Source organism: Buttiauxella sp. (genome assembly GCF_049686335.1).
Lineage (GTDB): Bacteria > Pseudomonadota > Gammaproteobacteria > Enterobacterales > Enterobacteriaceae > Buttiauxella.
The window spans coordinates 198587-209764 of record NZ_JBAVHX010000009.1; the positions used below are offsets into that span (position 1 = coordinate 198587).

An 11178-nucleotide genomic window follows, 5' to 3' on the forward strand; every position below is an offset into this window, starting at 1 on the left:
ATTATTCGCCGTATTCACGGCATGCATGATTAAAGAAGGTTGCTATGGGTGAGATTAGTATTACTAAGTTGTTGGTGATCGGTGCGCTGATTGTTTTGTTATTTGGCACCAAGAAGTTGCGTACCCTCGGTGGCGACCTCGGTGCGGCAATTAAGGGCTTTAAAAAAGCCATGAATGATGACGAGACCGTGGCAAAGTCTGCCAACAATACGGATGCAACAACTGACCGTATTACGCACAAAGACTGATCAAGACTTCCGCTTCCAATAGCGATAAAAAAACCGGCCTTGAATGAGCCGGTTTTTTTTTGCATAAAGTACCAGTCAAAAGTAACAATTTGTTACATCGTTATTTGACTTCCATGCCTTTGGCTTGCAGATCTGCATGATATGAAGAACGAACAAACGGGCCACAGGCTGCATGGGTAAAGCCCATTGCCAATGCTTCTGCTTTCATCTCTTCAAACTCATCCGGGCTAACATAACGCTGCACCGGTAAGTGGTGGCGGCTTGGCTGCAAATACTGGCCCAGGGTCAGCATTGTGACGCCGTGGCGGCGAAGATCGCGCATAACTTCCACAATTTCTTCGTTCGTTTCGCCTAAACCTACCATCAGGCCTGACTTGGTCGGGATGTCTGGATGCGCTTCTTTAAAACGTTCCAGCAGTTTCAGAGACCAGTTGTAGTCAGCACCGGGGCGGACTTTACGATAAATGCGCGGAACGTTTTCCAGGTTGTGGTTGAACACATCTGGTGGCGTAGCGGTAAGGATCTCTAACGCTTTGTCCATACGCCCGCGGAAATCCGGCACTAACGTTTCAATTTTGATCGTTGGGTTTTTCTCACGGATAGCGCTGATGCAATCTGCGAAATGCTGTGCACCACCATCGCGGAGATCGTCACGGTCAACAGAGGTGATAACCACATAGCGCAACGCCATATCAGCGATCGTCTGCGCCAGTTTAGCCGGTTCATTGTTGTCTGGTGCAACTGGGCGGCCATGGGCAACATCACAGAACGGACAACGGCGAGTACAAATGGCGCCAAGGATCATAAAAGTTGCGGTTCCGTGGTTGAAACATTCCGCCAGGTTAGGGCAGGAGGCTTCTTCACACACAGAGTGCAGACCATTTTTACGCATTGCCGCTTTGATACCCTGAATTCGGGTCGAATCAGATGGAAGTTTGATCTTCATCCATTCTGGCTTTCTTAACAGCTCCTGGCGCTCGGTCACCACGTTTTTAACCGGGATCAGAGCCATTTTATCGGCGTCGCGGTACTTAACGCCGCGTTCCATTACAATGGGTTTACTCATATCGTACGTATTCCAGTTGCTGATAACGAAGTCAGGCTAATCGAATGTTTTATTTATCAACTATTTTTTAATAGCGCGCGCAGTATACCATCACTGAAGGGGATAAATCAGCCTGGCAGAGCAGGAAACGGGGAAAGAATTGTAAATGAGTTGTTGGTTTGTGCGCTTTCTCAGGTTAACAAATGGCAAAATCACCTCGTAGCGCAGACTACGAGGTCGAAATAACTACACTTCCTCAAATTCGTGAATGATAGCCTCAATGACTTCCTGCAATATCGGATCACGTGAGCTGAGTTTGTTGAAATGCATGGTAGTGGCAAGCGTTAAAGCTGAAAACTTCTCACTCTCCACCGTTCTGAGTTGGAACGGACGAGAAAACATTTCAAAAATTTTGTACGGCATAAAGCCAATCAGATCGCTGGTGCTGAGCATTGAAGCGATAACTAACAGGTTATAGCTACTAAACCTAATATGGCGATTCGGTAAGATTTCGTTAATCAGATGGCGTGTATCGGTGAACAGATCATCCTGCATAATCAAAAAGGTGAAATTCATCCCGTGATTATCATTTGTGGAGAATATTGATTCTGCATTCGGATGGTCACGGCGGCATACCGCAACTAGACGGTCATCATATAATTTATAGCTACTGATGCCCGGGCCAAGATGAGGACGGGTGTCGATGGCAATATCAGCCTGGAATTGTGATAACTGACTTTCAGCGACAGGCACATTGCGAACGGTTAATTTTGGGTTGAATTTCTGAATGGCTGAATAGATTCGTGGCATCAATAATGCCCCCGAGGACGGGGTACTCGCAACCGTAATAATACGCTCCTTATCGTAGTGATTATTGACATCTAACGCGCAGAGAATTGACTCCAGTCCCTGGCTAAAATATTCATGCAAATGAGCGGCATAAGCCGTAGGTGTGACACCTTGTCCTTTACGGATAAACAGCGGGTCGGGAAATGTGGCTCTCAATTTTTGGATGGACTGGCTAATCGCTGAAGGTGTGAGATTTAACACTTTAGCCGCATTGACGATCCCTTTATGGATGTAAACCGCTTCGAAAACAGTTAATAAATTAAGATCAATGCCACGTAGTGTTTTGAAAGTTGGATAGTTATTTTTTTCATCTCTTTCCATGCAAATTCTCTCCCTGGTGAACTTATAATGGAATCCACTCAAAATGTATTTTCAAATGTTTATCGTTTAATTTTTATTAAACTCTAAATTTAGCAATGGCTAATAATATCAGGAGGGCAGTAAATAGGCTTGTTCATTCATTACATCAATATTATAAATTGATATTATTGGGTGCGGGATTTATCCCTGGCAAATGAATATAACAATGACTACCTTTTGTTTAACAAAGGGAAAGTATAGAAAACTTATCGGAAAGTAAAGCACTGCTGGTTAATATATTATTTAATAACCGCACCGGTTAAGGTGCAGTTAAAGGAATAAGTAATATTATGCGGATAAATATTTAACTGATGGATTATTGAGTAATACAATAAAATTATTGATAAGCAACGGCTGCACATCTTCAGGTAACACGCCTGGACGCAGAGAACTCACCTGAGTCATTTCAAGACCAGCGTAACCACAGGGATTGATTCGTAAGAATGGGCTCAAATCCATATCAATATTCAATGCTAAACCGTGGAAGGAACATCCCTTGCGGATGCGCAGACCAAGAGAGCAAATTTTACGACCATCAACATAGACACCTGGCGCATCGGCGCGAGGATAGGCTTCTATGCCCAACTCTGCCAGTGTGTTAACCACCGTCTGCTCAAGGATGGTGACCAACTCCCGCACGCCCAGTTTGCGGCGTTTCAGATTAAGCAGCACATACATAACTTGCTGGCCTGGCCCGTGATAGGTCACCTGGCCACCGCGATCGCTTTGGATGACAGGGATATCTCCGGGAACCAGTACGTGTTCGGCTTTTCCTGCCTGGCCTTGAGTAAATACGCGCTCGTGCTCTACCAGCCAAATTTCATCGGCAGTGGTTTCGTCGCGGGTATCTGTAAATTCATGCATTGCCAGCGAAACAGGTTCGTAAGGCTGCAGGCCAAGTTGGCGGATTTGAATAGTATCTTGAGACAAAACATCGTCTCCGGCAGGTTAAAAAGTGAGGGGAGTATATCACAGCGAGAAAAGGGAGTACCCGGCCAGAAGGCCGGGCGCAGATTACAACACCATACGAACGATTTCGATATTGCCCAATTCTTCGTACAGAGTTTCAACTTGTTCAATGTGGGTCGCATTGATGGTAATTGAGACAGAGTGGTAGTTACCCTTGCTGCTCGGTTTTACCTGCGGAGTGTAGTCACCAGGTGCGTGGCGCTGCACCACCTCAACGACCAAATCAACCAGCTCAGGCTTCGCCAGACCCATTACTTTGTAAGTAAAGGAAGTCGGGAATTCGAGCAATTCTTTCAGATTGGTTTTCATGGTAGCTCCAGCGTTACGGCATTAAAAATGATAACTCCCGCCAGCCGGCGGGAGTTGCTTTGATTCATAGTATATGGGGATGACTTCCACTCTTTCAAGTGTTCAATTATTAACCAAACCAATGGTGGAACATCAGTTTGATGTAATCAATGATACGACTGAAGAAGTTACCCTCTGGCATTTCCTGAAGCACGACCAATGGACGTTGCTCGATAGTTTTGCCATCCAGTTGGAAATTGATGGTCCCAACCACCTGGTTTTTCTGCAGCGGGGCGTGCAGTTCGGTAGTGTTGAGCACATAACTGGCTTTCAAATCTTTCATGCGGCCGCGTGGGATTGTCAGGTAAACGTCTTTATCCACACCGAGTGATGCACGGTCGTTATCACCAAACCAGGCTGGCTCAGAAGCGAACTCTTTACCTGCTTTGAGTGGAGAAACAGTTTCAAAGAAGCGGAAGCCCCAGGTCAGCAGTTTCTTACTTTCAGTTTCGCGGCCTTTATAGGTGCGACCACCCAGTACTGCGGAAATCAGACGCATCTGGCCTTCGGTTGCAGAAGCCACCAGGTTATAACCCGCAGCGTCTGTATGGCCGGTTTTGATGCCATCAACTTGCAGGCTGGTATCCCACAACAAGCCGTTACGGTTTGTCTGGCGGATATTGTTGAAGGTGAATTCTTTCTCTTTGTAGATAGAGTATTCGTTTGGCACATCACGAATCAGTGCCTGACCAATCAGCGCCATATCACGCGCCGAGCTGTACTGACCTTCTGCATCGAGGCCGTGTACGGTCTGGAAATGGGTATTTTTCAGGCCAAGAGCGGAAACATAGCTGTTCATCAGTCCGACGAATGCATCCTGGCTACCCGCCACGAAATCAGCCATAGCCACACAAGCATCGTTACCGGACTGCAGGTTAATCCCGCGAATCAATTGCGATACTGGCACCTGCATGCCTGGTTTCAGGAACATCAAAGAGGAACCTTTGAAGACCGGGTTACCTGTAGCCCATGCGTCCTGTCCGACGGTTACGATAGAACTTTCGTTAAATTTCCCGGCTTTCATTGCCTGACCGATGACGTAGCTGGTCATCATTTTGGTCAAGCTAGCGGGGTCACGGCGAGTATCGGCGTTGGATTCAGCCAGGACTTTACCGGAGTTGTAATCAATCAGGATATAGGCTTCAGCATCAATCTGCGGAACGCCTGGGATCATGGTTTTAATGTTCAGGTCGTCAGCGTGTGCAGCAGCCATCGCCGAAAGAGTCAGGGCTGTACTAAGCGCCAGGCGTTTAACAAAACGAAAAGAAGGGGCTGTATTCATGATTAGAACAACGACATCCATGATAGGAATAAAAAAAGTGCCTTACTATAGCAAAAGCGATTTTTGCTGGCATCCGTCTTTGCGCATCAATTGTTAATGAAATTTACAATAACTGACGCCGGACGGATGCCAGACACAACCACTTACATAGCGGGTGCGTTAGTGATGAAAGATTGCTGTTGGGCTTCGCTCATCAAGCGTTGTTGTAGTGCGGCAGCTTCGCCTTTACTACCAAACGGCCCAAGTTGTACACGGTACATGGAACCATTGCTGGAAACCTTGCCCGGCACACCAAATTGTTGGCTAAGTTTTTGCTGCCACTGTGTTGCGCGAGTCTGGTCACTGACTGCACCCACCTGGACCACGTAGTGCCCTGTTGCGGCGGCAGCCGCAGGCGCTGCAGACGCTACGCTGCCCTGGACTGAACCCGGCGCAGTCACCGGTGCATTTTGCTGCACTGGAGCCGCCTGCACAGGTGTTGCTGTCACAGCGGGTGTAGCGACAACTTCTGGTTGGTCACTTTCAATGACACCCGCAGCCAGCGGTGTTGCCGCGCCGAGGAAGCCACTATTACTGACTGGCGCACCGGTTGGATCATCACTTTGCAACGTGGAGTTACTGATAGCGCGAACGTCACCCTGCGGGGCATCAGTCGGAGCAGAAGTCGCACTGCCCATGCCGGTGTTTAAATCCGGGCGAGCGGGCAGGGCATAGGTTTGTTTGGCGATAGTCGTACAAACGGTACCAGGACCGGACATGGTGCCGTCTTGCGCCACCAGAATCGGGTCGATACGCACTTTAGTATTGTTTGAGGTATTCAGGCGGTCTGCGGCAGCACGGGACAGTGAAATCACCCTGTCATTGCCATACGGGCCACGGTCATTGATGCGCACCACAACCATACGGCCATTCGCGAGGTTAGTGACTCGCGCATAGCTTGGAATAGGCAGTGTTGGATGTGCTGCGGTTAATGCAGACGGGTCAAACGTTTCCCCTGACGCCGTCAGATTACTACCCGGTTCTGCGTCATAAATGGCAGCAAGACCGGCTTGACTGAAATTCGCCGGGTTTTGCACAATTTTGAAGCTCTTACCGTTGTTTTCGTAATCCTGATTAACCGAAGGATTTAACGGTTCGAAGCGCGGGTCTGCACCGCTGATTTCAACCACCGGGCCATTACACACCGCCGGTTGCGGTTGCTGGTTTACTTGCTGTTGATCGCCTTCATCAGACGAGCAGCCAGCCAGCAATGCAGCTGCGACACAGATACCAAGCCAACGCTTTACCATTACCCACCTCATCCACTTACACGCTTTTTGATAACATTTTTCTGTGGGTATGTATCGACATCACGATACCAAACCCGGCCATCAGAACGATGAGTGCCGAGCCCCCGTAACTTACCAGCGGCAAAGGTACTCCGACCACCGGTAAGATACCACTAACCATGCCAATGTTAACAAACACATATACGAATAAAATCAACATTAGTCCACCGGCCATAACACGGCCAAAGGTGGTTTGAGCGCGAGCAGCAATCACCAGACCGCGCATAATTAACAGGAGATAGAGCGCCAGCAGCACCAGAACACCCACCAGACCTAACTCTTCGGCCAGAACCGCGAAGATAAAGTCAGTATGGCGTTCGGGTAAAAATTCAAGCTGCGACTGGGTTCCATGCAGCCAGCCTTTACCCCGCAAACCGCCGGAGCCAATAGCAATCTTAGACTGAATTATGTGATAGCCCGCACCGAGTGGGTCACTTTCTGGATCAAGCAGCATCATGACGCGTGCACGTTGGTAATCGTGCATCAGGAAGAACCACAAAATCGGAATAAATGCGGCGAGCAGAAGGACGGCAACTCCAATCAGTTTCCAGCTCATACCGGATAGGAACAGGACGAACAAACCTGATGCGGCGATAAGAATCGATGTACCAAGGTCAGGCTGAGCAGCAACCAGTAAGGTCGGCATGAAAATAAGGATCAGCGCGATACCGGTATTTTTCAGCGTTGGCGGGCAAACATCGCGGTTAATAAAGCGAGCAACCATCAGCGGCACAGCGATTTTGGCAATTTCTGAGGGCTGAAAACGTACCACGCCCAGGTCCAGCCAGCGCTGCGCGCCTTTAGAGATTGCGCCGAACGCATCGACCGCGACCAGTAATATGATACAGACAATATACAGGTACGGCGCCCACCCTTCGTAAACGCGAGGAGGGATCTGAGCCATCACGATCATCACCACCAGCCCCATCAGGATCTGGCCAATCTTACGCTCCATCATGTCCATGTCCTGGCCACTGGCGCTCCAGATAACCAGCGCACTGAAGATAAGCAGCGCCAGAATGGTCAACAGGAAGAGCGGGTCGATATGGATTTTATCCCAGAACGACTTTTTATTCGGATTATCAGTCATGGTCATTGATCCTCTGCACTCGCTGCTGCGGGCACTTCAGTAGGCAGAACCGTATTGTTATCCCCGAGCATAATATGGTCGAGGATTTGGCGCATGATGGTGCCTACAGCGGGGCCTGCGCCGCCGTTTTCCAGAATCATGGTGACGGAAACCTGTGGATTGTCGTAAGGAGCAAACGCAGTCATTAATTTATGATCGCGTAAGCGTTCAGCAATTTTATGGGCGTTATAGGTTTCATTGGCTTTCAGACCAAAGACCTGGGCCGTCCCTGATTTCGCAGCCACTTTATACGGTGCGTTTGCAAAGTATTTATGGGCAGTACCGTTAGGACGGTTGGCAACGCCGTACATACCGTCTTTGGCAATTTCCCAGAAACCAGAATGGATATCGCCAACCGGTGGCTGTACCGGTTGCTGCCACGGCACTTTTTTGCCGTCTTCGACGGTGCTCATCAAGAAATGCGGAACGCGAACGATGCCATCGTTGATCAGAATCATCATCGCTTTGCTCATCTGGATAGGCGTGGCAGTCCAGTAACCCTGGCCGATACCCACAGGGATGGTGTCTCCCTGATACCACGGCTTCTTAAAGCGCTTCAGCTTCCATTCGCGCGTTGGCATGTTACCGGAGCGCTCTTCAGAAAGGTCGATACCAGTGTAATGGCCGTAGCCAAACTTGCGCATCCACTCGCCCATGCGGTCGATGCCCATATCATAGGCAACCTGGTAGAAATAGGTATCTGCAGATTCTTCAAGTGCCTTGGTGACGTTCAGGCGGCCATGGCCCCATTTTTTCCAGTCACGATAGCGTTTTTCAGAACCTGGCAGTTGCCACCAGCCTGGGTCAAATAGCGAAGTATTACGGGTGATTACCCCGGCACTTAACGCAGAAACCGCCATATACGGTTTCACCGTAGAAGCAGGAGGGTAAACCCCTTGCGTGGCGCGGTTAATCAGCGGTGTATTCGGGTCATTCAGCAAACCGGTGTAGTCTTTGCTCGAGATGCCATCGACAAACAGGTTTGGGTTGTAACTTGGCATTGAAACCAGCGCCAGAATACCGCCAGTGCGAGGGTCGGTGACCACCACTGCGGCACGGCTTCCCGCCAGCAACGTTTCAATGTAGTTCTGTAAATTCAGGTCTATCGTCAGATAGATATCGTGCCCGGCTTGCGGTGGTACTTCTTTAAGCTGGCGAATCACACGACCACGGTTATTCACTTCAACTTCTTCATAACCCGTCTGGCCGTGCAGAACGTCTTCGTAAAAACGTTCGATACCGAGCTTACCGATGTCATGGGTTGAGGCGTAGTTGGCAAGCTTTCCGTCTTTATCAAGGCGTTCAACGTCTTTATCGTTGATCTTGGAAACATAGCCGATGACGTGCGTCAGCGCTGAGCCATACGGGTAGAAGCGGCGTTTATAGCCTTTAACTTCCACGCCCGGGAAACGGTACTGATTAACGGCAAAACGAGCAACCTGCACTTCGGTAAGGTTGGTTTTGACCGGAATAGAGGTGAAGCGATGCGAGCGGGCTCGCTCTTTCTTAAAGTTGGCAATATCGTCATCGGTTAAATCCACGACCGAGCGAAGTGCTTCAAGCGTTGCCTGCACATCATCCACTTTCTCCGGCATCATCTCTACCTGATAAATGGTGCGGTTGAGTGCCAGAGGCGTGCCGTTACGGTCATAGATAATGCCGCGGCTAGGCGGGATGGGAACCAGTTTTATGCGGTTTTCATTGGAGCGGGTTTGGTAGTCGGTGAAACGGACGATTTGCAAATTATAAAGGTTGGCGACAAGCACACCGCTTAGCACCAAAATACCGAGAAACGCGACCAGCGCCCGGCGCACAAAAAGCGCAGACTCAGCTGTATAGTCACGAAAAGAATTCTGTAATTTCATCCGAAGCTTAGTTCTACCCGACGATATCTACTCACGGTGATAAGGGTGGTTGGTCGTAATGCTCCACGCGCGGTACAGGCTTTCTGCCACCAACACCCGCACCAAAGGATGCGGCATTGTCAACCTGGAGAGCGACCAGCTTTGCTCTGCGGCAGCTTTACACGCAGGGGCAAGACCTTCCGGGCCGCCAATCAGCAAGCTGACATCTCGACCATCCTGTTTCCAGCGTTCAAGTTGCACGGCAAGGTGCGGCGTATCCCATGGTTGCCCTGGGATATCCAGCGTGACAATTCGGTTGCCCTTGCCGGCCGCTGCCAACATCATTTCGCCTTCTTTTTCGAGAATGCGTTTGATATCGGCATTTTTGCTGCGTTTCCCCGCAGGGATTTCTACCAGTTCAAATGGCATATCCTTTGGGAAACGACGCAGGTACTCGGTAAAGCCGGCTTGTACCCAGTCAGGCATTTTGGTGCCAACTGCGACTAATTGCAGCTTCACGTATTAACCCCAGAGCTTTTCCAGTTCGTACAGCTGGCGGCTTTCATCTTGCATGACGTGGACGATAACTTCGCCAAGGTCAACAACAACCCAGTCGGTCGCGTTCACGCCTTTCACGCCCAGTGCATCAATACCGGCTTTGCGAGAGGATTCAACAACGTGTTCTGCAATAGACATCACGTGGCGGTTAGAGGTGCCGGTACAGATAATCATGCAGTCAGTGATGCTTGATTTACCCTGAACATCTAAAGCAACGATGTCCTGGCCTTTGAGGTCGTCAATTTTATCAACGATGAAATCTTGAAATTCTTTACCCTGCAAGTGTTCCCCCTGGGAAAAGTAGAGTGTGTTCGATGTCGCCCGCAGTTAACCCATTGGATGGGGCAGTCTTACTGACAAGTCAGCAATGCGGTACTCAAAGCGGGGTATCATCCCACCGAGTAGCCTGGTTTGCATCGCCATTTTTGTAAAACTATTTTGGAAAGTCATGCTTGCGGGCAGGAAATTATGGCAGCGGAGCATAACAGCCTGGACTGTAGTGTCAATGGTTGACGATAACTGTAACGCATGCAACTTACGATGCCGGATGATAAATAGCACGATTATTAAGGGTTCTAAGGGTAGTGAAGCCCTCGCGAATTTCCACGCAGCTCCATGCTCCTTGCTCTATCATAAAATGCCATAGCGACGCTGGAGGCATGTTGAGTAGGGTGGCAATCAGCAAACTCAGCACTCCCTGATGACTCACAATCAGAAGATTCTCTTCTTTTGCTTGTGAAGCGAGGGTATGCGCAAATTCACTAACCCGTTGCGAGAAAAGTTGGAAGCCTTCGCCATTTTTCGGCACCACATTCTGCCAGTCGTTGCACCAGGCCGCATAGTTTTCGGCATCCGCACGTTGTAAATCGCGGTGATGGCGCATCTCCCAGTCACCAAAATTCATCTCATTAAGGCGTGGTTCGGTAATTACCGGGATATTGCGCTGATGAAGGATCAGCTGAGTGGTGTGTTGCGCGCGACCCAACTCGCTGCAAAGCACTTTTTCAAACTCAACATGATTGAGTAAACTGCCAACGGCTTGCGCCTGCGTGATGCCGTGTTCGGTGAGCGGAGTTTCGGAAATGCCACTGTACAGTCCGTCTACATTTGCCTGGGTTTGCCCATGGCGAACTAACCATAATTTCATCTGTTCCTCACGTAAACGTTGGCTGTGGCTGGCAGTGGCATAAGTGTATCATTGCGCTTCATGTTACGAAG

General features: G+C 49.4%; 12 protein-coding genes. 1 reads left to right on the plus strand and 11 read right to left on the minus strand.

Translation table 11 applies throughout. The features are described 5' to 3' along the window. The first annotated feature begins 44 nt into the window (after positions 1 to 44). The gene (gene tatE / locus WBL83_RS07925; RefSeq protein ID WP_424588622.1) at positions 45 to 248 is read left to right on the plus strand and encodes a twin-arginine translocase subunit TatE; all 204 of its coding nucleotides are present in this window, start codon (positions 45 to 47) and stop codon (positions 246 to 248) included. 100 nt (positions 249 to 348) lie between these two features. Here tatE and lipA read toward each other — a convergent pair whose 3' ends face one another. The 11 genes from lipA to WBL83_RS07980 form a co-directional block, all read right to left on the minus strand. Then, complete coding sequence (gene lipA / locus WBL83_RS07930) at positions 349 to 1314, minus strand: lipoyl synthase (RefSeq protein WP_424588623.1); 966 nt, start codon at positions 1312 to 1314, stop codon at positions 349 to 351. 225 nt (positions 1315 to 1539) lie between these two features. Continuing rightward, positions 1540 to 2463, minus strand: a complete 924-nt coding sequence (locus WBL83_RS07935; RefSeq protein WP_424588624.1) for a YbeF family transcriptional regulator — start codon at positions 2461 to 2463, stop codon at positions 1540 to 1542. A 327-nt stretch (positions 2464 to 2790) separates the two neighbouring features. After that, positions 2791 to 3432, minus strand: coding sequence for a lipoyl(octanoyl) transferase LipB (gene lipB, locus WBL83_RS07940; protein WP_424588625.1), 642 nt, complete (start codon positions 3430 to 3432; stop codon positions 2791 to 2793). 84 nt (positions 3433 to 3516) lie between these two features. Next, positions 3517 to 3780 carry a DUF493 family protein YbeD gene (gene ybeD / locus WBL83_RS07945; protein ID WP_183271141.1) on the minus strand — a complete coding sequence of 88 codons (264 nt, stop codon included), beginning with the start codon at positions 3778 to 3780 and terminating at the stop codon, positions 3517 to 3519. Between the two features lie 109 nt (positions 3781 to 3889). After that, positions 3890 to 5101: a D-alanyl-D-alanine carboxypeptidase DacA gene (dacA, locus tag WBL83_RS07950; protein WP_424588626.1), complete on the minus strand. Its 1212-nt coding sequence runs from the start codon at positions 5099 to 5101 to the stop codon at positions 3890 to 3892. Positions 5102 to 5244: 143 nt separating this feature from the next. After that, entirely contained in the window at positions 5245 to 6390 is a 1146-nt protein-coding gene (gene rlpA, locus WBL83_RS07955) for an endolytic peptidoglycan transglycosylase RlpA (protein WP_424588627.1), read from the minus strand. Positions 6391 to 6406: 16 nt separating this feature from the next. Further along, entirely contained in the window at positions 6407 to 7519 is a 1113-nt protein-coding gene (gene mrdB / locus WBL83_RS07960; RefSeq protein WP_424588628.1) for a peptidoglycan glycosyltransferase MrdB, read from the minus strand. A gap of 2 nt (positions 7520 to 7521) precedes the next feature. Next, positions 7522 to 9423: a peptidoglycan DD-transpeptidase MrdA gene (mrdA, locus tag WBL83_RS07965; protein WP_424588629.1), complete on the minus strand. Its 1902-nt coding sequence runs from the start codon at positions 9421 to 9423 to the stop codon at positions 7522 to 7524. 27 nt (positions 9424 to 9450) lie between these two features. Next, entirely contained in the window at positions 9451 to 9921 is a 471-nt protein-coding gene (gene rlmH, locus WBL83_RS07970; RefSeq protein ID WP_424588630.1) for a 23S rRNA (pseudouridine(1915)-N(3))-methyltransferase RlmH, read from the minus strand. 3 nt (positions 9922 to 9924) lie between these two features. Next, a complete protein-coding gene (gene rsfS, locus WBL83_RS07975) occupies positions 9925 to 10242 on the minus strand; it encodes a ribosome silencing factor (protein WP_424588631.1) in 318 nt (105 codons plus the stop codon). Between the two features lie 253 nt (positions 10243 to 10495). Then, on the minus strand, positions 10496 to 11107 hold the full coding sequence (locus WBL83_RS07980) for an adenosylcobalamin/alpha-ribazole phosphatase (protein WP_424588632.1): 612 nt from the start codon (positions 11105 to 11107) through the stop codon (positions 10496 to 10498). Positions 11108 to 11178 lie beyond the last annotated feature (71 nt).

Coding starts and splice junctions, on each gene's coding strand:
- tatE (WP_424588622.1), top strand. CDS start 45: ATGGGTGAGATTAGTATTACTAAGTTGTTGGTGATCGGTGCGCTGATT.
- lipA (WP_424588623.1), bottom strand. CDS start 1,314: ATGAGTAAACCCATTGTAATGGAACGCGGCGTTAAGTACCGCGACGCC.
- WBL83_RS07935 (WP_424588624.1), bottom strand. CDS start 2,463: ATGGAAAGAGATGAAAAAAATAACTATCCAACTTTCAAAACACTACGT.
- ybeD (WP_183271141.1), bottom strand. CDS start 3,780: ATGAAAACCAATCTGAAAGAATTGCTCGAATTCCCGACTTCCTTTACT.
- dacA (WP_424588626.1), bottom strand. CDS start 5,101: ATGAATACAGCCCCTTCTTTTCGTTTTGTTAAACGCCTGGCGCTTAGT.
- rlpA (WP_424588627.1), bottom strand. CDS start 6,390: ATGGTAAAGCGTTGGCTTGGTATCTGTGTCGCAGCTGCATTGCTGGCT.
- mrdB (WP_424588628.1), bottom strand. CDS start 7,519: ATGACTGATAATCCGAATAAAAAGTCGTTCTGGGATAAAATCCATATC.
- mrdA (WP_424588629.1), bottom strand. CDS start 9,423: ATGAAATTACAGAATTCTTTTCGTGACTATACAGCTGAGTCTGCGCTT.
- WBL83_RS07980 (WP_424588632.1), bottom strand. CDS start 11,107: ATGAAATTATGGTTAGTTCGCCATGGGCAAACCCAGGCAAATGTAGAC.